The sequence below is a fragment of the Shewanella sp. HN-41 genome (assembly GCF_000217915.1).
GTDB lineage: Bacteria > Pseudomonadota > Gammaproteobacteria > Enterobacterales > Shewanellaceae > Shewanella.
The window spans coordinates 189,261-215,938 of sequence record NZ_AFOZ01000017.1; the positions used below are offsets into that span (position 1 = coordinate 189,261).

Genomic DNA, 26,678 nt, shown 5'->3' on the forward strand with positions numbered 1-26,678 from the left:
GTCAGCCCCTTAAAACGGTCAATTTGGTGGTGAATAATGGAAGACAGAGCGATTGCCCTCGACAGACAATTTGTCGAACGAGTGCTAAAGGAAGAGTTTCAACCCCTGGGTCAGGGTTGGGATCATAGGCAATTGGGCCTGAGCGATGCCGACTTTTTAGGCATGTTTGAATCTCAGCTTAAGAGTCGGTTATTGGATCTAGAGTCCCGCCGTATGCGTGCCCGCAACCAAGGTTTTTATACTATAGGTAGCTCGGGCCACGAGGGTAATGCCGCCTATGGGATGGCGCTGCGTCCCACAGATATGGCGTTTCTGCACTACCGCAGTGCGGCATTTATGCTCGAGCGGGGGCGCCATGTGCCGGGGGAGACGCAGCTCTGGGATATGTTGTTATCCTTCGCCGCCTCCAGTGAAGATCCGATTTCGGGTGGTCGCCATAAAGTGCTGGGCAGTAAGAGTTTAATGATCCCGCCGCAAACCTCGACCATAGCCTCCCATCTACCCAAGGCCGTTGGGGCTGCATTGAGTATTCCGCTGACCGAGCGGCTTAATTTACCGGCTAATTTGCCCAAGGATGCCATAGTCATGTGCAACTTTGGTGATGCGTCGGCCAATCATGCTAGCGCGCAGACGGCCATCAATGCGGCGGGCTGGGCCGCCTATCAACAGGTGCCGCTGCCGTTGATGTTTGTCTGTGAAGACAATGGAATAGGGATCTCAACCCCCACGCCTAAGGGCTGGATAGCGGCGAATTTTAGCCAACGCCCCGGCATTCAATATTTTTACTGTGATGGCCGCGATCTGCTGGATTGTTACCGTGTCAGTCGGCAGGCCGCCGACTATGCGCGCAGTAAACGTAAGCCTGTATTTTTGCATGTTCGCACCGTGCGTTTAATGGGCCACGCCGGCAGTGATGCCGAAATCGCCTATATGAAGAAACAGCAAATACTCGATAATGAGGCCCAAGATCCTTTGTTGGTCAGTGCCGAGCAAATTATTCGCGCGGGATTGATGACGCCGACACAAATCGTTGCGCTGTACGACGAATTAAAGGCGAGGATTGCCGCCATTGCCGCCGTCGCTGTGACTCGGCCTAAGTTGACGACAGTCACCGCGGCCATGGCATCCATAGTGCCAGCTAAACGCGAGTCGGCGTTCTTGAATACAGAGAGTGTGGGGGCTGAACTTTCCCCCCAAGCACTGGAATCGCTGTTTATCGCCGATAAATTATCCCTAGGTAAGCCTGTGCATATGGGTAAGCTTATCAATTTAACCTTAACCGAGTTGATGGCGCACCAGTCCAATATCGTTATCTGTGGTGAGGATGTGGGCAAGAAAGGCGGGGTGTACCATGTGACATCCCGTTTAGTGGAACGGTTTGGGCCCAATAGGGTGATTAACACTCTGCTGGATGAAACGTCGATCCTCGGGCTCGCCATCGGCATGGCGCACAATGGTATCTTGCCTATCCCCGAGATCCAGTTTTTGGCCTATGTCCATAACGCCGAAGATCAAATTCGCGGAGAGGCGGCGACGCTTTCTTTCTTCTCTAATGGCCAATTTACCAATCCTATGGTGATCCGTATTGCGGGCCTAGGGTATCAGAAAGGGTTTGGTGGGCATTTCCACAATGACAACTCTTTTACTGTGTTTAGGGATATTCCTGGGCTGATCTTAGCCTGTCCGTCCAATGGGCAAGATGCTATGGGTATGCTTAGGGAATGCGTGCGCTTAGCCCAAGAGGAGCAGCGGGTGGTGATTTTCTTAGAACCCATCGCACTTTATATGACCCGAGACTTACATCAGGCGGGCGATAATTTGTGGAGCGCCGAATACCAGCATCAGCATCAGGCACCAAGGTTGCCCTTCGGGGAAATAGGCCAATATGGTCAAGGTAAGCGCCTGTGTATCATCAGTTATGGCAATGGTTATTACCTCAGTCGGCAGGCTGAAAAACGCTTAAGCGAGCAGGGTATCGACTGCACTGTCCTCGATTTACGTTATCTGGTACCCCTCAATGAACAGGCCATCGCCAGTGCGGCGGGCCAATGTGAACACATCCTGATTGTCGACGAATGCCGTCGCAGCGGCTCGGTGAGTGAGGCCATCTACACTAGCTTACACGAGCATTTAGGTGCCCATTGCCCGCCTATCCTGCGCTTAAACGCCGAAGATTGTTTTATTCCGCTGGCGGATGCCGCGACGTTGCCGCTGCCGAGTGTCGAGGGGATAGTCAGTGCTGCGTTAGCCTTAGTCAGGCCACAGGGGCAAACCGCATTTAAGAGGGCATCGAATATGGCTCCTTTGATGGAAAGGGAGGGGTTAATTGAGAGGGAGGTACAGCCATGAGTGCCATATCGATAGACAGCAACAACGGCGCTAAGCCTAAGCAACGTGTCGTGGTTATCGCGCCGGGACGCGGCTGCTACAACAAGGAAGAACTCGGTTATCTGGCTCGTTTTCATCCTGATAAATCAGAGTTTATTGCCGATATTGATGCATATCGTACCGTAAGGGGCCAAGTGGGCATTGCCGCCTTAGATGCCGAAACCAAGTATTCATTCAAACTGCACACGCCAGGGGAAAATGCCTCGGCCCTGATCTACGCCTGTGCCATGGCGGACTTTATGGATATAGACACCGAGCAGTTTGAGATAGTCGCAGTGACGGGAAATTCCATGGGTTGGTATATCGCCTTGGCATTGTCGGGGGCATTGGCACCCGAGGCTGCCATTGGGGTGATCAACACTATGGGCTCCATGATGTCCGAGGGGTTGATTGGCGGCCAATTGATTTACCCTGAAATGGATGAACAATGGCGCCGAGATGCGACTAAAACTGCACTTCTCGATAAGGTGATTGCGGATGTTAACCGCCATGAGGGCTGTGAGCTGTTTACCTCTATCTTCCTTGGCGGTTATCGCGTGCTCGCGGGTAATGAGGCTGGGCTTAAACTTGCCGAGGAGCAACTGCCCCAGCTCGATGATCGCTACCCTATGCGTTTATATAATCACGGCGCATTCCACTCGCCCTTGTTGCATGACGTCTCGGAAAAGGGCTTTGCCCAGCTGCCCTTGAGCCTGTTTCAAACGCCTAAGATCCCGCTGGTGGACGGCCGAGGCCAAATTTGGACCCAGTACAGTACCCACACAGCGGCCCTGAGAGAGTACACATTAGGTGAACAAGTTGTTGAACCCTATGATTTTTCTAAGGCAGTTGCCGTGGCAATAAAAGAATTTGCCCCCGATAAAGTGATCGTACTCGGGCCTGGCAATACCTTAGGTGGCCCGGTGGCGCAATCACTGATCGCCATTAATGGTTTTGGCTGGCAGACAAAGGCCGACTTTAGTGCCGCCCAAGGCAGCGAACCTAGGTTAATCGCCATGGGCAATGAGCAGCAAAGGCCAATGGCACTAGTGGATTAAGGTATCAGTGCAAGTGTCTATGGATAGGGATGTGGTCTATCCCTATCTTTGCCTAATCCTGTTAACTTAAGCTATTTAGCATTAGTCTAAGGCCCACTATGGCTTGCGAGGCTCCCCTTTGATGTAACGCAAGGTTAAAGGTAAGCGCTTTGGGTAAGATGTTGAAAGAAATGATGCTTAATCAGCATTTACCCTATACTGCCAAGGTCGGTTATCCCAGGAAATTCAGTATGCCCCCAATCATATATAACAGTGCGCTCGATGTGGTTGCGTTAATTCAAAGTGGCGAGACGCTGTGGACCCATTCCATGGGGGCAACCCCGCGAGTGTTACTCGATGCGTTGGCCAAGCACGCGCTCACTAAGGATAATCTCACGTTATTACAATTGCATACCGAAGGGGCTGAATCCTTAAGTCATCCAAATTTAAAGGGACATTTACGCCATCGTTGCTTTTTTGGTGGTGTACCGACGCGGGCCTTACTGCAAAGTGGTGATGCGGATTATGTGCCAATTTTCCTATCTGAGGTTCCTAAGCTGTTCCGCTCCGGTGAGCAAAAAATTGATACTGCGATTATTCAAGTCTCACCGCCGGATAAGCACGGTATGTGTTCGCTCGGGATTTCGGTCGAGGCGACACTCGCCGCCTGCCAAGTGGCGGGCAAGATCATCGCCCATATCAATCCACAAATGCCGCGCACCCACGGTGATGGGTTTATCCATATCGACCGTTTTGCCGCCGTGTATGAAGAAAGTGCGGCTTTACCTATCCATTCCTTCGGTACGGGCGATGCCGTGAGTCTGGCAATTGGCAAAAATGTCGCCCAGTTGGTGCGCGACGGCGATTGTTTGCAGATGGGGATTGGTGCCATTCCCGATGCGGTATTATCTTGCTTAACCGAGCATAGGGATTTAGGCGTTCATACTGAGCTATTTTCTGACGGTATATTGCAACTGGTTGAAAGGGATGTGATTAACAACAGTAAGAAGCGTTTTTATCCCGGTAAGTTAGTGACAGGTTTTGCCCTTGGTAGTCAGAAATTATACGACTATGTTGACGATAATCCTGGGGTGATTTTTATGGACATAGAGCAAGTGAACGACACGTCTATTATCCGAAAAAATCCCAATGTGATGGCGATTAACTCGGCGTTACAGGTGGATATCTCCGGCCAAGTGTGCGCCGACTCCATTGGCACTAAAGTCTATTCCGGTGTCGGTGGTCAGATGGATTTCATCCGCGGCGCTTGTTTATCCGAAGGCGGCCGCTCTGTGATTGCCCTGCCAAGCACCGCGGCGAATGGCACTATTTCCCGTATCGCCACTGTGTTATCCCCCGGTGCGGGTGTGGTCACCACTCGGGCCCATGTGCATTACATAGTGACCGAATACGGCGCCGCCAATCTCCGCGGCCGTTCACTGCGCGAACGGGCACAAGCGCTGATCGCCATCGCCCATCCCGATTTTAGGGAACAACTGAGCCGCGATACGTTTGAGGTATGGGGATTAAGGGTGTAGTTTTTAGAACTTTTAAGTCGTTCTTAAAGCCTTGGAGAAGCCAACACTATGAATCAAGCAGAACCTTCAGTAACAGGAAAAGCCATCTTAGACGCCGTAGAACAGCAAATAAAAAACAACGATCCACCTAAGGTAAAGCAAACGTTAAAGCGACTAAAATCGTTGGGTATAAGTCGAAAGGAATCAATAAAATATATCGCCTTTGCCTTATCTATTGAAATATTTGGTGTACTTAAAAACGAAGAGGAATTTAATCCTCAACGTTACAATGACAACTTGGATAAATTGCCAGAACTGCCTTGGGAAGATGAATAAGTCAACACTATATTCGTAATCGCAATGCTTGCTCGACATGGAAAATCTGGCGTTTCTCAGAAGACCTTCAATATTCTGTGTCAGGCTACTGTGGTTAATTTCGGCTAAGGCGTTATGGCTGTCCGCTGTTATTGCGGAGGAATAAAAGTTATGCCAGTCTCGCCTATTCTGTCCCGTCTTTTTATTCAATGCGCTCTTATTTAATGCCTCATTTTAAGTCGCTTACTTTTCTGTCACTTTAAATTCTGGCCAGCCATATTCGGCTGAAATACTGGCCAGAATTTCCTTTATTAAGGCGGCACCATTATCGCCGTTGGTCAGCACAACGGCTCCCTGTCCGGTTTGGGTATAACCATATAATTGGCTGCGGAAGCCGTCATTGCCGCCACTATGGCTAAAGCTAATCCGGTCTGGCAGTTGTTCAACAAAAAAGCCAAGGCCGGTTTCACCCAATACTCGGGTTAACATGGTTTTGGTCATATCCGTTGAGAGTATTTTATTGGACGTTCCCGCCTCCGATTTTTGCACTTCAATGATGACGTTGGCTAAATCCGTCGCCGTCGTCCACAGACCTGCCGCCGCCAGCTCGGGGTGTTGATGCCACAGACCCGCAATTGCAGTGCCATTTTCATCATGTCCAGCAGCGGCATTGCTTCGCGCCTCGGCTGGTAAGGTTTGTGCGAAGAAACTGTGCCGCATATCTAAAGGAGAAAAGAGGGTTTGTTGCAGCAATTGCGGAAAATCCTGTTTGCTAGCCTCAATCATCATCAATTGGGCGATAGTGTAACCACCACCAGAATAGCTCCATTGGGTGCCTGGTACGGCTTCAACCCGAATCGCATCGGTATTTGACGGTGCATCACCGTTTAGCACCGCCAGTAAGTCGGGCAGCGGTTGACCATCGGCATAACCATGAAAGCCATGAACATTGATGCCGCCACTGTGGTTAAGCAATTGTCGCAGGCTGACCTTGTGCTCTTTGGTTAATTCATTGTCAGGTAGCTTCCAGCTGTGCAATTGGTTATTGATATCGCCATCCAGTTGCAGTTTTCCTTGTTCAACCAGATGCAATGCTGCCAGTGCGGTGAGGGATTTACTGATGGACGCGGCCTGAAATAATGTTGTTGGTGTCGTGTGTTGTGCACCCTCTGCACCATCTTTTCCCGCAATATTGACGCCATAAGCCCGAGCCCATTCAATGCGGCCATTATTGACGACCGCAATACTGACCGCAGGAACCCGATAATAGTGCATCCGATCGGCAAGGTTCATTTTTTGTGCTGAGGTGCCTTTGGCAATCACTAAGGTGGAAAGCCCATGTTCTACACGGCTAATACTATCATTCAGCATCGCAGCATCTTGAGTGGCAGTCGCGGCTGATACTGCGCCTGTATAACAACAGCCGAAGACCAATAAAGCCAACGCTTTACGTAGTGGATTTTGCGTATTGAGCATGTGATTTTAGTCCTTTATCAAATGTTAAAAATCCTTGCTGAAACAGGGGTCAGGTGTTCATCTGTCAAAACAGGCGGAGTGATTAATGTGGAGCAGTACTTCGGGTAAATTTGTTGCGTAACTGTGTGATGAACAGAACATATTGGACTGTGGTTAAAGTTGCAATATCGGAGTAGTAACAAATGAGTAAATTGTTCGGTTATTAATCGATATCCAGTCACTTATCATAGCGGATGATACAGCTGCTTTTATTTAATGCGGAGAGACTATATAGACTCATTTAATGAAAAAGAGCGGAGACAGCAACATCTTCTAAGCCCAAATGGAAGCAAGAATACGGCTGTATTGATAGTTACCTTCTCTGGACTGCCAACTTCTGTTATTTACAAGCTGGATTCCCCCTCAAGAACATGGCGGAATGACGGCTAAAACAAAAAATAGTCAGGATATCTTTTGTAATATTGGGTCTGCTGGGGGCTTGGGCATCTCTTTGATCTAAATACTTAACAGAGAAACAACATGGTTGACTGAATTAAGCGCTCACTGGAATGGGAGTGCTTAATTGATAAAGACCAAAGTGACCAGTTTATTCCAGCATAAAAAAACCAGCACGAGTGCTGGTTTTTGCTACTAGAACATGGCCGTTATGCTCTTCAGGTGATTAGTTACCTGAACAGCCATAGGTGGTGAGGTAAGTATCGGCCGCTTTCGCGTTGACGATACCGTAACCAAAGTAGTTATCTTTGCCTGCGGTACCAGCATCCATTGCGGTCGCTTTTAGCGCGTTACGAATTTGGGTACCTGTACATTGTGAATGGTTAGACCATACCAGTGCCGCCATACCTGATACCGCTGGTGTTGCCATTGATGTTCCACTCATAAAGCCATAATCAACTGAATCGATAGAGACTGTGGCATTCTGCGCCGCAAGCAAGGTTGCTCTGTCTTCTAATGCCGCACCCACAGCAGGGATAGAGGTCGCATTAGTATCACCCAGAGTGCCGTACAACATGCCAGCGACGTTATTGATAAGGATCGCGCCAACACCGCCTGAGTTTTCGCAGTTAAGCACTTTATCGTGGAAGGAAATCACACCGCGATCGATTATGCACACTTTACCGTTGGCACCAGAGTCAACCGCTTCTGCAGTACCCATAAAATAGGTGCTACCCGATGCAGAACCTGGGTTTTCCATCGCAGACGAGGCAACTGTTGCACCATCGACGCTCACGGTTGATGCCGTTGCCATACCTGCTGGGTAGGTTGAGAGGGTATCAACACCACCAGCGGTGACTTCAACACAGATACCATCGTCATTGACGGCTCTTTTACCACGGCCGCTCAAGCAGCTTGGGTATTGAGAGAAATCGGCAATGTTATTGTTAGCATCGTTGGCGCCGATCATCATCACCGATGGGTAACCGGCGGGATATGAGCGTACAGAGTTGCCGTCGTTACCCGCAGCAGCAACCACTAAGCCACCTGCGGCGGTAAAGGCATCAAAGGCGTTCTTTTCGGTATTGTTTGCTGCGCCGCCACCTAAGCTCATGCTAATAATGTTCGCGCCTGCATTGCTACATTTGTTAGCCGCATAGGCTAAGTCAGATGAATAACCCCAACCCGATGCATTGAATACTTTAACAATGTGCATAGGTACGCCAGGTGCCATACCGACAACACCAATATTGTTGTCTGCCGCGCCAATGGTGCCAGCAACGTGAGTGCCATGTGGGCCGCCATTTTGGAACCAATTACCCGTGCCAGGATCGTTATCACCTGTGATGTTGTTCCAGTTAAAATCTGGGTTTGAGTTGTCTAAACCTGAGTCAATAATACAGACCTTAATGCCCGCGTTCGGGTTAAAAGTCACTTGATTTGCATGGGATTGATATACAGCATACGGTGTGACTTGCTGGGTCATTGGGTTGCCAGCATCGTCGTTATATAGCGCCATTGGCTGACGACGTACGTCTTCTTCAATCAGAGTAATGTGTGGGTTATTGAGTAGCCCTTTTACTTGCGCGAGGTCTTTCCCTGCAAAAGTCGCCGCAATAAACTCATCACCTTCGAGTTTGATTTCGCCGCCTAATTTTTTAGCGAGAGCCTTAACGACACCCTTGTGTCCCGCTTCGACTTGAATGACGTAACGATTGTCATCGGCTTGTGCTTGGGCGATAACGCCAACAGATAAGGCGATGATGGCACTGGCAATTTTGGTTAATCTCATTGTTCTTGCTCCATTTGTTATCAAAGTTGTAAGTCCTAAGCTGCATGGAATATCTAACTGCATTCCTATGCTACGACTAAAGTCTGGCTACTTAGGAAATTGCAACCTAACACATGGAAATGTTTTTAACAAATAAATAACACTTGTAGCAATTTGTATGCATTTTTAGCTGTAAACAAAGGGTGACAATAATAGGGGAGAAAAAAGCAAAGAAATGCCGAGGAGAATGCTCTGGATAAATGACTCTAAGTTAATGAATTCTATTTATGTTTTTTTAAGTAGTCTCTCGAGCACAAGGCTTGTGACGAACAGGCAGTTTGATAATAGTGTCGACCGCAAGTATCCCTAGGATAGAACAAGATAATCGACATGAATAACATTGAATTAAAAGCGTATTTAACACAGCGTGTGTTATCTTTCTGCACAAGTTGGAATGGCATCGAAAATAATCGTTATGCCAAACATCGGGTAGAGGAAGAAACCTTAAGCAAGGCATTACCCGTAAGTTCCACTATGCAAAGCGAACCGATTGGTTTGCACTGTTTACTGAACAAATTTCCCCATTATTTGACGAGTTTTGTACCGATAAACCCCGTGTTTACGGCGGTAAAGTTCGCAACGCCTTGGGCTCTCCTTCAACGTTTAATGGCTGCGACCATCCCCTTGAGCTGCAAGTCAGCTTAAAAAATACAGAGCCGAAATCTATATCAAAACCAGCAGCAACTTCGAAGATGAGTATCTGTTTATCGTCCTAAAAAGCCGATGAATGGCGTATCGATAGCTATAAGAATCGTCGCTATGCTAATGAGAAATGGCGCGCACAAATCCTTTAATGTGGCTTAATTTCCATGCGTGAACCGTAAAAATGTGAAACAAGCTTCGAGTTGGATAAGGTCGACTTAAGGTCAGTGATACGACGTATATTGTGTAGGTAGAAAATCTCTATGCTATTAGATAACGCGCTTGTTGCACGGATCAAAGCTGAGATAATACGGTTTACAAACGTTGAAGTTGAGCGGTTTTTATTTAGTCATCTAGATAAAACCTTTTATGCCTTTGCCTTCGACACCCATGCCGAATACGCTGAATTAAATCTTTGTTTTAACACCGAATCGGATTTCCAGCGCTGCTTAGCCTATTACCAGTCGGGGGAATGGGCGGCATCATACCAAAGCCCTGAGGCCATCCAAGAGCTTAAGTTCAATACGGGTGACTGGGCGTATCAATGTGTTAGTACGCTTTATGTGCTTTCAGAGGACGAGTTGCAGACAATTTATGAGCGCTTATCCGAGGATGATTTTAGCGAGCGGGAAGGCATAGTGCGGCAAATACGCTCGATATTTGCCCAGAGCCTATTGCAGTTTACCCAGACCGAAGTTTATCGAACGATCCCTAAGACCGATGACTTTATGGCCTTTAGTATCGACCATGATCAAGATGTGTCGGATATTTTGTCGCCATCAGTCTTGTTGTAACCTAATTTATTGTTTTAATTTGTATTCTGCACATTGCAAATCGAATGCAGTTACTTGCCACGCTTTCTCTTTCTTCTGACTTCCACAATACACCCTTGATTTAAATGTTATACATATAATGTATTTTATAGATTGGTTAACTAGGTCAATAAACGGCCATGGAAAAATTATTACAATTGCACTGGATTTGTTTATTTATTTTTAAATTTGAGATGGGGTATTAAAATGGAAGGTCTGCGCCGCCTGCTAGGAAACATGACGGTAACCAATAAGTTAAGACTTGGTTTTGGGATCTTGTTATTGCTGATATTTATTGTGGCAGCGGCTGGATACAGGGGACTTACCTCAATCGATATCAGCGGTAGTCGGTTGGAGTTTATTGCCAATGTCGATAAAACATTGCTTGCGGCCAAGGCCACACGATTAGAATTTATCGCAAGTGGCGATTTAACAAAATTGGGTGAACTCCAGAGCTTAATTGAAAATACAAAAAGTGGTTTACAGCAACAATTGTCAGAGTCTAGCGATGCCCACGATCGGCAGTATCTTCAAGAATCGTTGGTGGCGATGGAGCGGTATCATCAATCGATAAATCAGTTTAGTGATGTGTTTAAACATAAACAGGAATTGAAAGTCACGGGGGCTCAAGTGGGGGCCAAGTTGGTTGCCACCTATGCGGAGCTGGTCGATAGAATGACCAGCAGGGCCCAAGCGACGCAAAACACTGAATTATTAAAAGATGCCTTGAGTGTTAGCCAGCAAATGACCATGTTACGTTATTACATCCGAGGCTATGTCTATGATTCTAGTGATCTTAATTTAAAAACGGCAAAAGATGCCATTGCCAGATTGTCACAGACTATTGCCATATTAAAGGGGGAGGATACCGCACAAGCCATACAGATATTGGACCGTTACGACCATGATATTGATGCTTTGGTCAATGTTAACCGTGATATGGATAAACTAACACAGTCAATGGGCGGCGCTGCGCAAACATTGATGGTGAATATTCGTGAATTAGTTGACATCCAAAAGCATCGACGGGCAGAAGCCGATGCTCAAGCAAAGGCGGTGGTACTCGGTGCGTTAATTGTCGCCTTGGTTGTCGGCCCCTTACTTGCTTGGTTAATCAGTGGACAAATTGTTGGGCCACTTAAACAAACCCTTCTGACGGCGAGAAAAATTGCCGCAGGTGATTTAAGTAGCACTATCCACTCAGAGCGTCAGGACGAGATGGGAGAACTATTGCGTGCCATGGGTGAAATGAATAGCACCCTTAAGCAAGTGTTGACACAAATAGGTGATAGCGTGGTGCAGTTGGCTTCATCGGCGGAGGTGCTTTCTACGGTCACTGAACAAAATAGTGCGGGTATGCAAAATCAGCGAAGTGAAACCGATCAAGTTGCCACCGCGATTAATGAAATGGCGGCGACTGTACAAGAGGTGTCTGCCAGTGCTGAAAATGTTGCGCTAGCGGCTAAAGAGGCGGATCACACCACTGCGATAGGTAATAAAAAAGTTATCGAAGCGGTCAGTCAAATCGAACTTTTAGCCAAGGAAATAGCGACCACGGCACATGCGATGGAGCACTTACAATCGGAAAGCAACAGTATTGGTGCCGTCCTTGATGTGATCAAATCTGTTGCACAACAGACCAATTTACTCGCGCTAAATGCGGCCATTGAAGCAGCAAGAGCAGGTGAGGCGGGACGGGGATTTGCGGTGGTGGCCGATGAGGTGAGAAGCCTTGCGAGTCGAACACAATCCTCTACCGAAGAAATTGAAAATATGATTGTTAATTTGCAAAAGGGGACACTGGAGTCGGTACAGATGATGACCAAAAGCCGCACATTGAGTGATGGCGCAGTGTCATTATCCCGCGAAGCGGGTGAAATGTTAGTGGATATTGCCGATGCGGTTAGCCGTATTCAGGATATGACACATCAAATCGCCGCCGCCTCGGAAGAACAAAGCGCTGTGGCAGAAGATATTAATAAAAGCATTGTGAGAGTGAGGGATATTGCCGAACAAACCGCTGATGGTGCGGCAGAAACCGCGCGTTCCGCCGACGATCTTGCTAGCCTTGGTGTTACGCTAAAAGGATTACTAAGACGTTTTCAGTTATAGGTTTGACAGATCTTACTCATGAGCATTATCGACTATGATAAAAATGTCGTAGGTATGTTTGCGGGTAGGGTGTGCTTAATATGTTAATTTATATCATTTAAGTTACTGCGGCCTACTGATGTTAGTAGGCTCTGATCTCCAATTGCTCGATGATCTGCTTGCCTTGCTTAAGCCCCCACATGATTAACAATCTTCGTTTTAATTAGCTCCACATAGTTTGGCTGGATATTATAGTCATCATCGAAAAGGGTATCGCCAGCTTGCGTGATAAGTGTTGCTAAGGCATTAAAGCAGCGAAATATTTGGGCTAAATAGGTAAAAAGGAGACGGGGCTCCCAACGGCCTGCTCTATGGCGAGCGAAAAGAATGTGCCCGTCCTGTAAATGATAGATTAAGGGATCGCCATGGGAGCTTGCCAGCACTAATCAATTGGCATCCCAAGCCAGCTCCTGGGCTTGGGTGATACCGTGCCAGCGATAACCCATTTGAAAATCGATTAGGTCTTCAAATCTTGGAAATTCAAATAGGGTGAAACCTATATCGAGTTGGTGTGGTTCGGGAATCACAGTGCTTAAAAACGGCTTTAATGCCGGTGGAATTATTAAGTCCATCGCGGTTACATTCCTTTGTCGCAAACATTCAGCTGATTTTTACGCAGTATATGTGTTGCCCGCCACTATTAGGTTATTTCCCCATACATTCGGCCAGCAATTTAATAAAAAACTCGCTGCCTTTACGCTCGCAAAAGCTAATGTTGCGCTCGGGGATCGATTCGGGATCGTTGTAGTTAGCAAGGGCCAACTCCATGCTAGCTTCGCGGATAATATGCAGGGTTGGGTAGGGTGCGCGGTTGGTAAAATTGGCGGCCGAGTCCTGTGGTTCATCCTCGAAGCAATAATCGGGATGAAAGGTGGCGAGTTGATAAACACCTTCGTAGTCGTTCTCGATTAACTCGTCATTGGCCTGATCGACAAGGTCGAGGAAGGCATAAAAGCCCTCAAAACCCCGTGGCAGAATAAACAGCGAGGTTTCGGCTTCGGGGTGCGCATCCAGATATTGGCATTCTTCGATCAAAGCCTTAAGCACGAGTTTGACTTTGGTTTGTTCGACCACGAGATAGCGAATACTGCCGCGCTCGACCTCACGTCTGGCGAAGGGGCAAATATTGTATTTCATGATCACTTTTTTGACCCAGTTATCGGTTTGTTCAATGATCAGATCTATCTCATTCATGCTAGTGCTTAACTCTTACGGCCAAAATTAGGGGGCGATCATAGGGATGATAGACGCCACAAGCAAGACGGCCATAGTGATATTAAAGATCTTCTGTTGGCGCTCATTTTTCAAAATGCGTTTAAGGGCCACGCCAAAACCAAGCCAAACCACGGCACAGGGGAAGGCAACACATAAAAATACAGTGGCAATTGTGACAACTTGCGGCGTGAGTTCCTGTTGTACCGAGGTAAAAGTGGCAATCGCGCCCACCGCCATGATCCAGCCCTTAGGATTGACCCACTGAAAGGCCGCCGCTTGAATAAAACTAAAGGGTTTAGCGACGGTTTTACCTTCCATCTTGCTACTGCTATTAGCAATCAGCCAAGAGAGATACAAAAGGTAACCTATACCAATGACTTTAATGACTTGATGAATGATAGGATAAGCTTGGAACAGTGCGCTTAACCCTAAGCCTATGGCGAGGATCATGGTAGGAAAGCCAAGGCTGATCCCCATCAAATGCGGAATACTGCGTTTAACCCCAAAATTAACGCCCGATGTCATTAACATTATATTGTTCGGCCCTGGAGTGATCCCCGATGAGAAGGCAAACAGCGCGATAGCGAGTATTAACTCCATAGAAAGATCTCACACCTCTTAGTTGTCGTTTGGGGCACTGGGATTTAAGGGATAGTTTGTCTGCAATTTAGCTGTCTGCAATTTAGCCATCCACCTATCCTGAGCGGATCTGATGGTATTGCAGGCGAGGCATTCTAGCGGTTAAAGAGTTCTACGCCTATATGGTATGGTGAGTTTATAAAGTAAAAATAATAACAAAATATGTATAGGCGGTATCGTATCGGGATAAATGGATTTAACACTATGATGCATATTGACTTTCGGTCTTAGAAATAACAACTATCCTTAAGTTTTCAAAAATAATAGAGGTAAGGGAGCAGAGTATGAGTGTACTACAGCAAGTTTGCCGTCAATTTGTATTGCTTGTTTGTGGCCTACTGAGCCTTACGGCCTGTGTGAGTATGGATGACAATGCACAGCAGCTGAGAACCACCATCGTCATGTCGGGCGATCTGAGTCAGCTACCGCCATCCGCCATGACCTACAGCTGGCATCCTCAGCTGCAAAAAATCTTTGTTGATAGTCGATTGGATCAACAAGACGTATTGAAGCACATGCAAAATACGCTTAAAAAATCACTGCTGAGTAAGGGGTATCGTTGGGTTGAAGATCCCCAATTAGCGGATTTTCAAGTGGGCTTTGGTGTCGCCATGGGCACTCAAATGACGGATGAGCAGATTTTAGCCGCCGCAGGACTCGTTGCTGGTTTATCAACCGAGGGCGTAAATACTAAAAAATATGATAAAGGTTCGATTCTTATCAGTTTTTTTAGACCCCTAGGTGTTACTGGGCAACCCTATGAAATGATGTGGCGAGTATTAGCCCAAGGTTTTGCCAATATCAAAGATATGGATGAGCTTAACGTCAGATTTGATGAATTAGTCGAGGAAATGCTGTTAACCTTGCCTGCGACCCAAGCGGTGCAATAAGTCTGTCATCCGCGTTGAATAATAAAGCGAGTAATATGCTCGCTTTATTATTTTAGAGTTTATAGATCCAGTGATTTGAGGGTTTTACCCCAAGCAAAATCGTCGTATCGTTGGTGTTCGGTATTTATTGTCTGTATTGCAATAATAGATGCCGAACAAGGGCATAAACTTCACCTCTGGTGTTGTTAGTACTTATTAAAGGGAAATTATTATGACTCAAAGTATCTTTATTAATCTGTCAGTAGAGAGCGTTCAGGATTCACGCTATTTCTACTCAGGCCTTGGTTTTGGTATCAATGAGCAATACAGCAATGAACAGGCTGCCTGCGTCGTCATTGCGGACAATATCTTTGTGATGCTGCTGGCTAAGCCTTTCTTCTCTGGCTTTACGGATAAGGTGATTGCCGATGCCCATTCCACGACGGAGGTGCTCAACTGCCTTGACTGCGAGAGCCAGCAACGGGTCGACCAACTCGTTAAGCTCGCAGAGCAACATGGCGGCAAAGCCTATCGTGAAGCCAAGGAGCAAGGTTTTATGTACGGCCATGGTTTTGAAGACCCAGATGGACATATCTGGGAACTCGTCTATATGGAAGCGCAAGTCGGTTAGTCCTAAGCCAAGCACTGCGCTGCTTTGTGCGTTGGGCTAAGCCTTTGCAACAACGCGGCGCGTGCTGACTGTACATGGAGCCCGTGGTGAGCAGTCTTATACAACCATGTCTTGTCGATTTTAAGGGCGTGCTAAAGGGTATCTGTAGGCTAAAACCTTGTGCGGTTGATTATTGGTAAACCTCAATCTACCTAAGTATTAATCAGTTAACGCCACACTCACTTCATAGGCGGTGAATTTACGGATATTAATCACGCCGGTATCGAAGAGTAAATATTGGCCTTTAATGCCCTGCAAAACTCCGCTAACAACGGCTTCTTTATCAAAATTGTGTGAGGTGATTTTTTTCGGGAATGTCTCAATCGGATAATGGATGGCCTGGATCTCTTCCTGTAATCGTTCGATGCTGTAATCGCCTTTTTGCATACCGATTTCGTGTAGCTTGGCTTCAATTTGTGGGATCAGCTCTGCCGCCTTGGCATGCAGGTCGATATCATCCGCATGGCCCTTCAGCATCGCTTGCCAGTGGGTTTTGTCGTTGACGAGCTTGGCTAATTCCACTTCCACTAAACCCGATATTTGTCGTGTGGCCACTTTAAAAATCGGTAAACCTTGAGTCGCGCCTTGATCTATCCAGCGGGTTGGCAATTGAGTGTGGCGAGTAATGCCGACTTTGATACCCGAGGTATTCGATAGATAAACATAATGCGGCACAAAACAATGGCTTTGCGCCCACTCTGGCTCGCGGCAAGTACCTTGGTCAAAGTGACAGGTTTCGGGCTTCATAATGCACATATCACAGCTGGCGAGCTTTTGCATACACACAAAGCAATGGCCTTGAGAATAGCTTTTCTTGGTCTTTTTACCGCAGTTACAGCAGAAGATGTTACCCGTGTGGATGAGGGTTAACGGCTTGCCAATCAAGGGATTCAGTGGCAGTAATTCATCACCAACCACCAGTTGATACTGTACTTGTTGCGCTTCATCTAAGTGTGCGCGCAGCTTTTTTAGCGTTCCTAACATAGGTGTTCCTAGTTTTTATTGTGTCACTGAGTCTGGTCGGCATCCCAGCGCAGCTTATGCATTCGTCATTGCTTGATGTGCAGTATACAAGATTATCCAGTCGAATTTAGATAGGAATTCTCGATTGAGAGTCTTAATGCCATTTGGGCGCAACCAGGGGGATTTAGTGGCGTTAGCTGTTAATGATTTGAGTGTCTTGATAAAAACCAGTAACTTAGCTGCCATTATTGACGGAGGTTAACGATGCGGATAGTGCTAGGACTGATTTTATGCTTGTCGATGCAGGTGATGGCGCAGACGGACAAGATGCAGATCCATTCTGAAAAATTGAATGATGACATTAACTTACAAATCAAACTCCCCGATACCTATGGGCACTCCAGCGAATTTCGTTATCCCGTTTTGGTTGTCTTAGATGGCTCGACACAATTTGAGCATATTGCTGCGAATGTCGGTTTTTTAAGTAGCTATGCCATCATCCCAGAACTGATAGTTGTGGGTGTTAGTTCGAATAATCGCTTAAAGTCGTTTACGCCGACCCAATTGGAAAAGTTCAAAGATAAAAGTGGTGGGGCAGAGCACTATAGGCAGTTTTTAGAAACAGAACTGCTCGGCATTTTGGGTAAGAAATATCGCACAGCCGATTATCAAATCTTGTCGGGACACTCTATGGCAGGGCTGTTTAGCAGCTATGTGGCACTGACGCCAGATAGCCAATTCGATGCGGCGATATCAATCAGCCCAAGCCTTTGGTGGGACAATAATTGGCTCGTCCGGGAGTCCGCTAAGTTAGCCTTCGCTAAACGGACAAAACCTATGCGCTGGTTTTTGAGTATCGCCAGCGAACCCAACGAGATGGCCAGTGCTTTCGCTGCCCAAATCACCCAGTTGCAACAAACACTTGGTGAAAGTCAGTCAGTGAAGCATGGTTCAGCCCAGATGCTGCAATGGTTTGATAAACGTTTCCCCGAAGAAACCCATGACAGTACGCCGCTTATTGGCAATGTTGAGGCTTTAAAGACGCTGTTTGCGAGCTGGAATGCGGTGCCCGAAATCGCGGTAATGCCACTCAAGGAGTTAAAACAGTTCTATCGCCGGCAAACTGCGGTCTTTGGTTACGAGTTTCCGCTCTCTGCCCAGCAGTACAATGTCTATGGCTTAAAGGCCAGCTATGAGCAAAAAACGGCATGGGGCGTGGAGATTTTGCAGGAGGGGACAAGGGTGTTTCCGATGTCTGAGGTCCTCTGGGATAGCCTAGCAACCGCCTATGATCTTGATGGTAAAACCACATTAGCCATTGAAGCTTCCAATAAAGCGGTGCTTCTGGCAAAACAATCCGATTCAGTGTTTTTAAATGAAATCTTGAGCCAGGCCAAAAGTTTACAACGGCAGACTCGCCAGTAGGGCGCGGCTTAAAAGCTAACAGTATCGCAACATATTTGGACAAGCGCCCGGCATCTGGGTAATCTTGTCATCCTTTTTAACAACAGAGACTGTATCTTGCCTGCCAATTTTTTACTCCTGCTCGCCGCCGCCATTTGGGGCTTTGGCTTTGTTGCCCAAACCTTAGGGATGGAGCATTTATCGCCCTTTGCCTTCAATGGATTGCGTTTTCTTATTGGTACGCTCTCCCTTGTGCCATTAGTCTGGTTTTTACACAGGCAACATAAAATCCATGTGAGTACACCAAAGGAGTTTGCCATTGGCAGTGGTGTTGTGGGCTTACTCCTGTTTGCGGGGGCGTCATTTCAACAGGTGGGCCTACTGTATACCACGGCGGCGAATGCCGGATTTATCACCGGCCTATATATAGTATTAGTGCCGATATTGGGGCTGGCACTTAAACATGCTACGGGCGCCAATACCTGGGTAGGCTGCACCATTGCCGCACTTGGATTGTACTTTTTAAGTGTGAAAGAGGGCATGACCATAGGTTATGGTGATGCGTTGCAGCTAGTGGGAGCCCTCTTTTGGGCGCTGCATATTTTGGCGGTAGATCATTTCGCCAAACGCATTTCGCCGGTGTTGCTGGCGATGATGCAATTTTTGGTTTGTGGTGTACTCAGCCTCATGGTGTCGGCGGTGATTGAGGTCACGACCCTCGACGGCGTACTGGCGGCTTGGGGATCGCTTGCCTATGCGGGGCTGATTTCGGTGGGTATCGCCTATACTCTGCAGGTATTGGCGCAAAAGCATGCCCATCCTGCCCATGCGGCGATTATTCTCAGCTTGGAAACCGTATTTGCAGCCATAGGCGGCATTCTATTTTTAGGGGAAAGTTTAGGGATCCGCGCCTTGTTTGGCTGTGCCTTGATGTTGCTTGGCATGTTGATATCCCAAGTACCGCTGCGGTATTTAGTCAAGTCTAGGCTCGAAAAACTCAGTTAATGTCCCACTGAAAACGCCACGATTTTATTCGCGGCGTTTTAGCTGCAGCCTTGTACTTTAGTGAGGTGGCGCTTTTAGCGACTCAGTTTATCCAACACTAAGTCGTCACCGAGGGAATAGAGGGATTGTACCAGTTGATCTTCTTGGGCGAGATCTGTGAGTCCAAGGCCGATAGTCGCCCTAAACAGGGCAATCCCCGTGTGACCTGCGGTTTCGAATTGGCTGCTAAATTGCTCAATATTGATCCCCAGTGCCGTGATCCTATTAGAAATATCGAGCACGAGTCCTGGCCTGTCATAGGCGACTAGACTATAGGTCAAGCGCTTAATGGGTTTTTGGGCGACGGAGGTTTTAGCGTAGGTGAGACTGAGATTGTCTATGCATTCTAGGGCCTCAATCAACTCATCCATCCGCATTGAGGGGATCTCGAGTAATATAATGGCGGCAAAGATCCCGTCGATATGGCGCAGTTCAGAGTCAAGCCAGTTGCCTCCATGACGACTTACCGCATGGGCAATTTGTTCTACTAATCCTTTTCTATCAGGTGCTTGAAGTGTAATTAAGTATCGTAGCATGGGATATGACTCCTATATTTTTTGTAAAAGGCACCTGTTTTAAAACTGGGTGTAACACAACTGTCATCTTTGCGTCATATAATCCACGCACTTAGAATGAAGGATGTTGTTATTGCTCAGTTTACGTTCAAACAGTGTAAGCATAGCAGTTTACGAATCCTAGCGAAAAACTCACAGGCTTTAATAATAGAGGTTCTTAATGGAAAGTCAGGTCACTCAACCTGGTTCTGCACCGCACAATATGCTTAAAGGCGGGCGTTCAAGTCGCAGGGCATTTAAGGATAAAGCGGCTCAAGTCGGAGTCACTATTGGCGGCACTATGGTGTTTGTTGCCCTATTGCTGATTTTCTTCTATTTGCTGTACGTGATAAAACCCATTTTCGATAGTGCAGATGTCACACCCGTTAAGAGCGTGGAATATCAGCATGCAGAGGTGGCGACGTTAATGGTGGGCGCCGATGAGCAGAATGAGGTGCTGTACCGTGTGGCCGTTGACGGCCAAGTGGACTTTTACACCGTTGCCGATGGTAGTTTGCTCTCAAGTTTTATGCCGTCCATCCCTGCAAACGTCACTGTGACCAGTGCTAGCGTTGCCGCGCCGAGTGAACAGCGTTTTGCCCTTGGCTTAAGCAATGGTCAGGCCCTCGTGGTCGGTATTGAGTTTGGTTTAACTTATCCTAATAACAAACGTCTGATCACCCCCAAGCTGCGTTATTCAGCGGGGGAAGCGCCTATTACTATTGATGAATCTGGCAGTGCGATCCATAAACTGACCTTTACCTATAGCTCAGACAAAATGAGCTTTGCCTATCAAGATGATCAGGGTGTTTGGCGTTTAAGCCGCCTCGAAGGTCAAGAAAATATGATGACTGAAGAAGTGGAATGGACTGCCACTAACTCAATCATTCCCGATGCACCAAAGAAAGTGGCTCACCAGTTGATGACCCCTGATCAGCGTCAACTGATGTTGCAGATGGGCAATAAAGTGTTTATCTACAATATCCGTGATGCTGAAAGTGTTGATTTAATGCAAGTTATCGACGCTGAAAAAGAAAAGTCTAAGGTGAACAATATTGCCTTATTGGCGGGTGCTAGCTCGATTTTGGTCAGCTATGACACAGGTGTTGTCACCCAATACTTCCAAGTGAATGGTCCTAAAGGTCGTTTGTACCAAGAAATTCGTGAATTTAACGATCTAGCTCCTATCGCGTCTATTGCCTCCGAGTTTTACCGTAAGAGTTTTGCCGTCGTTAGTCCCGAGGGCGAATTGTCCCTGCTTTACACTACGAGCCAACGTGAACTGTTTGATGAAAAGTTTGACATTAAAAATCCTGGTGTGATGGGTTTTAGCCCGCGTTCTAACGGTATAGTCGTCGAGGCCGATAAAAAGCTGAATATTTTCCATGTGGAAAACTCACACCCCGAGGTTTCCTGGAGTGCCTTATGGAACAAGGTGTGGTACGAGGGGTATCCTGAGCCTAAATACGTATGGCAATCAACCTCCGGCAGCGATGATTTCGAGGCTAAGTTAAGCTTAATGCCATTGGCCTACGGCACAATGAAGGCGGCGTTTTATGCCATGTTATTTGCCGTGCCATTATCCATCGCTGGCGCTATCTATACCGCTTATTTTATGTCGCCCAAAGTGCGTGGCCTTGTCAAACCCACTATCGAGATCATGGAGGCCTTACCGACGGTTATCCTCGGCTTCTTAGCGGGTCTATGGTTAGCGCCACTGATTGAGGAGCACCTACCTGGGATCCTCATTTTGTTAATCCTGTTGCCAACATCCATTTTGACGTCTGCCTATGGCTGGAGTCAGTTGCCCGGCAGGTGGAAACAGCGTTTGCCTGAGGTTTATCAAGAGCTAATGCTGATCCCTGTGATTTGTTTTGTGGGTTGGTTCTCCTTTGCGATAAGCCCAATGATTGAAGTGGCGTTATTTGATGGTAACACTCGTCAATTTATCACTAACGAATTAGGGATTACCTTCGATCAACGTAACGCGCTGGTGGTGGGTATCGCCATGGGCTTTGCGGTGATCCCAACCATTTTCTCGATTGCCGAAGATGCGATTTTCTCTGTGCCACGTCACCTGTCCAACGGCAGTTTGGCCCTGGGTGCAACGCCTTGGCAGACGCTGACGCGGGTGGTATTGCTCACCGCGAGTCCGGGGATTTTCTCGGCGGTAATGATGGGTCTTGGCCGCGCCGTGGGTGAAACCATGATCGTGTTAATGGCAACGGGCAACACCGCCATCATGGAATGGAGCGTGTTTGAAGGTATGCGTACCTTGGCAGCCAACATTGCGGTGGAAATGCCCGAGTCGGCGATTGGCAGCTCGCACTACCGTGTGCTCTTCCTCGCGGCATTTGTGCTGTTCGTCTTTACCTTCTTCTTTAACACCATTGCAGAAGTGGTGAGACAGCGTCTACGTGATCGCTATAGCTCGCTGTAACGGAGATAAGATAATGATACTAAATATTATTTCGCCAGTGACCTTGAGAGGTTTGTGCAATGGGTAAGTGGGTAAAATCGGGCTCTCCATGGATTTGGATGACGGGCGGAGCGGTGAGCATCAGTTTGATTGCAGTATTAGGCTTGTTACTGCTGATTGCATGGCGCGGATTAAGCTATTTTTGGCCTGCGGATATTTATCAATGGGAACTTGAAGATAACACAGGCGCACGTTCAACCTTAATCGGTGAGATCTACGATAGGGAAGAAGTCCCCAGCGAGCGTTTGATTGCTGCGGGCCATGTGTTTAAGCAAACTCCTGGCGAGTTTGTGACGCGTTACTTAGTCAAGACTGGTAACCGTGAATTTGTCGGCTTAGATTTTCGTTGGATATTAGCCACGGATATCCTCAGCCGTACAACGCCTAGCGATGTTGCCATGATTGAGCGGGCAAAAAACGGTAACTTTTACGGTTATCCCGTGGCCGTGATTGAAAATGGCAAGCGCCTAGACCTAGTGAGCGATGCCATTGAGTCCTCCTTGATGGCGCATATTGAGCGTGCTGTAGCGCTGTCGGATAAAGCACTTAAACTGCAGAAGCAGGATATTGGTGCCATTAACTATGCTATTGAAAAACTGCGCTTAAAAGAGCGTCGTTACGAACTTGACGGTGAACTCACCGACAGCCGTAAGTTAGAACTGGCTGCGGCGAAGGAGGCATTGCAAAACGATTACCTCGTGCTGGAAAAAGAGCTGTTTGCCCTGCGCGATGAAGCGGCCCGTGACTCTGTGCTTGTCCGCGATATGCGCGGTATCGAAGTCGAGCTTAAGCTGGATACTGTGTTAGATGTAACCTATGTCAATCACTTAGGTTTGATGGGCAAAATCAGCCATTGGTTTATTGGTCTAGGGCGTTTTCTCGTGGATGACCCCCGTGAGGCCAACACGGAGGGCGGTGTTTTTCCAGCTATTTTTGGCACTGTTTTCATGGTGTTACTGATGGCTGTCATAGTGACGCCATTTGGAGTGATAGCCGCGATTTATCTGCACGAATATGCCAAAAAAGGCCCTATCACTAAGATGATCCGTATCGCGGTAATTAACTTAGCGGGTGTGCCATCGATAGTGTATGGCGTGTTTGGTTTAGGCTTCTTCGTTTATATGATGGGCGGTTCAATCGATCAGTTGTTCTATGCCGAAGCCTTGCCGTCGCCAACCTTTGGCTCGCCAGGGGTGATTTGGTCGGCATTAACCTTAGCTATTTTGACGCTGCCTGTGGTGATAGTCTCGACTGAAGAAGGTTTGAGCCGGATCCCAAGTGCGGTACGTCAAGGTAGTCTAGCGCTCGGTGCAACCAAAGCCGAAACCCTGTGGCGGATTGTGATCCCAATGGCAAGCCCGGCAATCATGACGGGTCTGATTTTGGCAGTGGCCCGCGCCGCCGGTGAAGTGGCACCGCTGATGTTGGTGGGTGTGGTGAAACTCGCCCCGACATTACCATTAGACTTTAACTTCCCGTTTGTGCATTTGGAACGTAAATTCATGCACTTAGGGTTCCATATTTATGATGTGGGCTTCCAGAGTCCTAACGTTGAAGCGGCACGTCCTCTGGTATACGCAACGTCCTTCTTGCTGGTGACTGTGATTGTCGCGCTGAACTTGACGGCCATTAGTGTGCGTAACCACTTACGTGAAAAATATCGTTCGCTTGAGCATTAATCAGCGATTATCCTGAAAGTATTAGGACTGAATATGATTTCTATAGATTCGACAGCAATGAAAACCAATAACTTCGATTTAGCTAACTTAAGCCAAAGCGATACCGCACTGGAGATCCGTAACTTAGACCTGCGCTATGGTGATAAACAAGCGCTGTTTAATGTGTCGATGAAGATCCCCAAGAAACAAGTGACAGCGTTTATCGGCCCCAGCGGTTGTGGTAAATCCACCTTATTGCGTTGTATTAACCGCATGAATGACTTAGTCGATAACTGTCATATTGACGGCGAGATTTTGCTGCACGGTCAGAACATTTACGACAAAAAAATCGATGTGGCCGCACTACGTCGCAACGTAGGCATGGTGTTCCAGCGTCCAAACCCATTCCCTAAGTCGATTTACGAGAACGTGGTTTATGGCCTGCGCTTGCAAGGCCTTAACAATCGTCGTGAATTAGATGAAGCGGCTGAACGTTCACTGCGCGGCGCGGCAATTTGGGACGAAGTGAAAGACCGTCTGCACGATAACGCCTTTGGCTTATCCGGTGGTCAGCAGCAACGTTTGGTGATTGCCCGCGCGATTGCGATTGAGCCAGAAGTATTACTGCTCGACGAGCCCACCTCAGCTCTCGATCCAATTTCAACCTTGACGATTGAAGAACTGATAACCGAGCTCAAAACCAAATACACAGTGGTCATCGTTACCCATAACATGCAGCAGGCTGCGCGGGTATCGGATCAAACCGCCTTTATGTATATGGGCGAATTAGTGGAATACGCTGATACTAATACCATTTTCACTACGCCGAAAAAACGTAAGACCGAAGACTACATTACCGGCCGTTACGGTTAATCAGTGATGGAATAAACGCCACGGTCTAGGTGCGAGCCGAGATCTTGAAACAGTTGAGTAAAAGGTTGGCCAAATGGAAAATATGAATTTAAGTAAGCACATCTCAGGACAGTTTACCGCTGAGCTGGATGATATCCGCAACCGCGTCCTCGCTATGGGCGGCCTAGTTGAACGTCAGTTAGAGCAAGCTATCGATGCCTTAAGTACCTTAGACGCCGAGCTTGCCCAGCGAGTGATTGATGGCGACCATAAAGTCAATGGCATGGAAGTCTCTATCGACGAAGAATGCACTCGTATTATTGCTAAGCGTCAACCCGCGGCCAGTGACCTACGTCTGATCATTGCGATTTCCAAATCGATTGCCGATCTGGAGCGTATTGGTGATGCCTGTGTGCGAATTGCCAAGGCCGCATTAGATAAGCGTTTGAATAATCAGCAGCCATTATTAGTCAGCATTGAAAATATGGGCCGCCATGCAACCCGCATGCTACATTCGACCCTCGATGCGTTGGCACGTATGGATGCCGATTCCGCACTGGAACTGCATAAGGAAGATGCTAAGCTGGACCGCGAATACGAAGGTATTATCCGCCAATTGATGACCTATATGATGGAAGACCCTCGCTCCATTCCCGATGTACTCGATGTGCTGTGGGCAGCCCGTGCGGTTGAACGTGTCGGTGATCGTTGTAAAAATATTTGTGAATATATTATCTATTACGTGAAAGGCAAAGACGTTCGCCATACTTCCTACGAAGATATGGAAAAGGATATGAAGGATTAAGACAAGCGTTAACCTGCTGTTTTAAAACCATTCGCTGAATGAAGCGCTCCCCAGTCCCTGTGGAGCGCTTTGCTTTTTATGGATTTTTTTAAGTGTATATAAAATAAATGCTTAATACTTTTTGGGGCTGGCTTAATTGAACTGATTACAGTGCCAAGTCAGTCGGAGTTGGACAACAGCGATTGAGATATTTGCCCATTTACTCTTGTTCCCACTAAATAAAAATAATGCAGAACGTGAACCGTCAGCATTGAGCTGCTCATCCGTTTAAGGGTGCAAAGCTTGACTAGAGGCTTTGCCTTTACACCATTTCCCACTGTTGTGCTGCTTTTTAAACTCGCACATGCTATCCCATCGACCACTTATACCACTGTATTGACGACGAAATTCTTTGGCTGAGGTCAACCAAGCATCGGGCGCAATGCCTAATTCATTAAGCAGTTTTGGCCGTTGATTATCGATATAGCCTTTTTTATCAAGGCGGATTGCTCTGCCTGTCCAATCAATCAGTTCGAGATAATCGGCAAAATGAAACGGAATGCCCGATTGCTGACTTAGATGTGTTGCACCATCAAATTTGGCGAGGGATGGGGGTGTTGTTTGCGGTCGTTTATTTGTGGATTGAGCCAGTGTGTTAAGTGAGGGAAAAGTGTCATCTTGCGGGTCTAGCGAGTTAATCCGCTCTTGAATCGATGTAAAATCAGAGGATTGCAAAGAGTCAGCAATGCCCGCTCTGATAGGATTTAAATCCACGTACATCATGCACGCCAGCAAGGCTTGTTCATCTAACAGCGCTTGTGATTTAAACCGACCTTCCCAGAAAGCGCCTTTACACTCATCTTCACGATTGGCCTTACGGGCAATTTCTTCATTTAAACAGCGCATAAACCAGCTGATACTACTCAATCGTTCATGCCACTCGGCAAGTAAGCTATCGAGTAAC

General features: G+C 47.3%; 23 protein-coding genes. 15 read left to right on the top strand and 8 right to left on the bottom strand.

All coding sequences use genetic code 11. The annotated features are described in order from the left end of the window. Positions 1 to 36: 36 nt before the first annotated feature. The 4 genes from SOHN41_RS06775 to SOHN41_RS06790 all read left to right on the top strand — a co-directional run bounded on the left by SOHN41_RS06775 (position 37) and on the right by SOHN41_RS06790 (position 5,257). Complete coding sequence (locus SOHN41_RS06775; protein ID WP_007646930.1) at positions 37 to 2,349, top strand: dehydrogenase E1 component subunit alpha/beta; 2,313 nt, start codon at positions 37 to 39, stop codon at positions 2,347 to 2,349. Next, positions 2,346 to 3,425 carry an ACP S-malonyltransferase gene (locus tag SOHN41_RS06780; protein ID WP_007646932.1) on the top strand — a complete coding sequence of 360 codons (1,080 nt, stop codon included), beginning with the start codon at positions 2,346 to 2,348 and terminating at the stop codon, positions 3,423 to 3,425. The genes SOHN41_RS06775 and SOHN41_RS06780 overlap by 4 nt, the downstream gene beginning before the upstream one ends. Positions 3,426 to 3,655: 230 nt before the next feature. Then, the gene (locus SOHN41_RS06785; RefSeq protein WP_037458350.1) at positions 3,656 to 4,942 is read left to right on the top strand and encodes an acetyl-CoA hydrolase/transferase family protein; all 1,287 of its coding nucleotides are present in this window, start codon (positions 3,656 to 3,658) and stop codon (positions 4,940 to 4,942) included. Positions 4,943 to 4,990: 48 nt separating this feature from the next. After that, positions 4,991 to 5,257, top strand: a complete 267-nt coding sequence (locus tag SOHN41_RS06790) for a hypothetical protein (RefSeq protein ID WP_007646940.1) — start codon at positions 4,991 to 4,993, stop codon at positions 5,255 to 5,257. Between the two features lie 222 nt (positions 5,258 to 5,479). Here SOHN41_RS06790 and SOHN41_RS06795 read toward each other — a convergent pair whose 3' ends face one another. Both SOHN41_RS06795 and SOHN41_RS06800 read right to left on the bottom strand, forming a co-directional pair. Continuing rightward, positions 5,480 to 6,712 (bottom strand): serine hydrolase domain-containing protein, encoded by a 1,233-nt coding sequence (locus SOHN41_RS06795; RefSeq protein WP_007646942.1) that lies wholly within the window; start codon positions 6,710 to 6,712, stop codon positions 5,480 to 5,482. A 661-nt stretch (positions 6,713 to 7,373) separates the two neighbouring features. Further along, on the bottom strand, positions 7,374 to 8,939 hold the full coding sequence (locus tag SOHN41_RS06800; RefSeq protein WP_007646944.1) for a S8 family serine peptidase: 1,566 nt from the start codon (positions 8,937 to 8,939) through the stop codon (positions 7,374 to 7,376). Between the two features lie 369 nt (positions 8,940 to 9,308). On the opposite strand from SOHN41_RS06800, the gene SOHN41_RS06805 reads away from it, so the two are divergent. From SOHN41_RS06805 to SOHN41_RS06815, 3 genes are all read left to right on the top strand, one after another. After that, positions 9,309 to 9,623 (top strand): hypothetical protein, encoded by a 315-nt coding sequence (locus SOHN41_RS06805; protein WP_007646947.1) that lies wholly within the window; start codon positions 9,309 to 9,311, stop codon positions 9,621 to 9,623. A 260-nt stretch (positions 9,624 to 9,883) separates the two neighbouring features. After that, positions 9,884 to 10,414: a DUF4303 domain-containing protein gene (locus tag SOHN41_RS06810; protein ID WP_007646948.1), complete on the top strand. Its 531-nt coding sequence runs from the start codon at positions 9,884 to 9,886 to the stop codon at positions 10,412 to 10,414. Between the two features lie 225 nt (positions 10,415 to 10,639). Further along, positions 10,640 to 12,544, top strand: coding sequence for a methyl-accepting chemotaxis protein (locus tag SOHN41_RS06815; RefSeq protein WP_007646950.1), 1,905 nt, complete (start codon positions 10,640 to 10,642; stop codon positions 12,542 to 12,544). Positions 12,545 to 12,969: 425 nt separating this feature from the next. On the opposite strand, the gene SOHN41_RS20350 is transcribed toward SOHN41_RS06815, so the two are convergent. The 3 genes from SOHN41_RS20350 to SOHN41_RS06830 form a co-directional block, all read right to left on the bottom strand. Next, positions 12,970 to 13,155 carry a hypothetical protein gene (locus SOHN41_RS20350; protein ID WP_007646954.1) on the bottom strand — a complete coding sequence of 62 codons (186 nt, stop codon included), beginning with the start codon at positions 13,153 to 13,155 and terminating at the stop codon, positions 12,970 to 12,972. Positions 13,156 to 13,228: 73 nt separating this feature from the next. After that, complete coding sequence (locus tag SOHN41_RS06825; RefSeq protein ID WP_007646956.1) at positions 13,229 to 13,777, bottom strand: DUF1415 domain-containing protein; 549 nt, start codon at positions 13,775 to 13,777, stop codon at positions 13,229 to 13,231. A gap of 27 nt (positions 13,778 to 13,804) precedes the next feature. After that, positions 13,805 to 14,398, bottom strand: a complete 594-nt coding sequence (locus tag SOHN41_RS06830) for a LysE family translocator (protein ID WP_007646958.1) — start codon at positions 14,396 to 14,398, stop codon at positions 13,805 to 13,807. A 323-nt stretch (positions 14,399 to 14,721) separates the two neighbouring features. Here SOHN41_RS06830 and SOHN41_RS06835 point away from each other — a divergent pair, with 323 nt between their 5' ends. After that, positions 14,722 to 15,327, top strand: a complete 606-nt coding sequence (locus SOHN41_RS06835) for a DUF4136 domain-containing protein (protein ID WP_007646959.1) — start codon at positions 14,722 to 14,724, stop codon at positions 15,325 to 15,327. A 211-nt stretch (positions 15,328 to 15,538) separates the two neighbouring features. After that, a complete protein-coding gene (locus SOHN41_RS06840; RefSeq protein ID WP_007646968.1) occupies positions 15,539 to 15,937 on the top strand; it encodes a VOC family protein in 399 nt (132 codons plus the stop codon). A gap of 198 nt (positions 15,938 to 16,135) precedes the next feature. On the opposite strand, the gene SOHN41_RS06845 is transcribed toward SOHN41_RS06840, so the two are convergent. After that, entirely contained in the window at positions 16,136 to 16,960 is an 825-nt protein-coding gene (locus SOHN41_RS06845; RefSeq protein WP_007646970.1) for a DUF2797 domain-containing protein, read from the bottom strand. A 243-nt stretch (positions 16,961 to 17,203) separates the two neighbouring features. Here SOHN41_RS06845 and SOHN41_RS06850 point away from each other — a divergent pair, with 243 nt between their 5' ends. Continuing rightward, positions 17,204 to 18,364, top strand: coding sequence for an alpha/beta hydrolase (locus SOHN41_RS06850; RefSeq protein ID WP_007646975.1), 1,161 nt, complete (start codon positions 17,204 to 17,206; stop codon positions 18,362 to 18,364). Between the two features lie 96 nt (positions 18,365 to 18,460). Beyond that, positions 18,461 to 19,348 (top strand): DMT family transporter, encoded by an 888-nt coding sequence (locus SOHN41_RS06855; protein ID WP_007646977.1) that lies wholly within the window; start codon positions 18,461 to 18,463, stop codon positions 19,346 to 19,348. A gap of 74 nt (positions 19,349 to 19,422) precedes the next feature. On the opposite strand, the gene SOHN41_RS06860 is transcribed toward SOHN41_RS06855, so the two are convergent. Next, positions 19,423 to 19,923 carry a glycine cleavage system protein R gene (locus SOHN41_RS06860; protein ID WP_007646979.1) on the bottom strand — a complete coding sequence of 167 codons (501 nt, stop codon included), beginning with the start codon at positions 19,921 to 19,923 and terminating at the stop codon, positions 19,423 to 19,425. 199 nt (positions 19,924 to 20,122) lie between these two features. On the opposite strand from SOHN41_RS06860, the gene SOHN41_RS06865 reads away from it, so the two are divergent. The 4 genes from SOHN41_RS06865 (at position 20,123) to phoU (ending at position 25,735) form a co-directional block, all read left to right on the top strand. After that, the gene (locus tag SOHN41_RS06865; protein ID WP_007646981.1) at positions 20,123 to 22,381 is read left to right on the top strand and encodes an ABC transporter permease subunit; all 2,259 of its coding nucleotides are present in this window, start codon (positions 20,123 to 20,125) and stop codon (positions 22,379 to 22,381) included. A 59-nt stretch (positions 22,382 to 22,440) separates the two neighbouring features. After that, positions 22,441 to 24,099 carry a phosphate ABC transporter permease PstA gene (pstA, locus tag SOHN41_RS06870; RefSeq protein ID WP_007646984.1) on the top strand — a complete coding sequence of 553 codons (1,659 nt, stop codon included), beginning with the start codon at positions 22,441 to 22,443 and terminating at the stop codon, positions 24,097 to 24,099. 33 nt (positions 24,100 to 24,132) lie between these two features. Continuing rightward, complete coding sequence (pstB, locus tag SOHN41_RS06875; RefSeq protein ID WP_007646986.1) at positions 24,133 to 24,951, top strand: phosphate ABC transporter ATP-binding protein PstB; 819 nt, start codon at positions 24,133 to 24,135, stop codon at positions 24,949 to 24,951. A gap of 73 nt (positions 24,952 to 25,024) precedes the next feature. Continuing rightward, positions 25,025 to 25,735: a phosphate signaling complex protein PhoU gene (gene phoU, locus SOHN41_RS06880; protein WP_007646988.1), complete on the top strand. Its 711-nt coding sequence runs from the start codon at positions 25,025 to 25,027 to the stop codon at positions 25,733 to 25,735. A gap of 267 nt (positions 25,736 to 26,002) precedes the next feature. On the opposite strand, the gene SOHN41_RS06885 is transcribed toward phoU, so the two are convergent. Then, positions 26,003 to 26,678 (bottom strand): hypothetical protein (locus SOHN41_RS06885; RefSeq protein ID WP_037458326.1); only part of this gene is annotated, 676 nt, incomplete at its 5' end.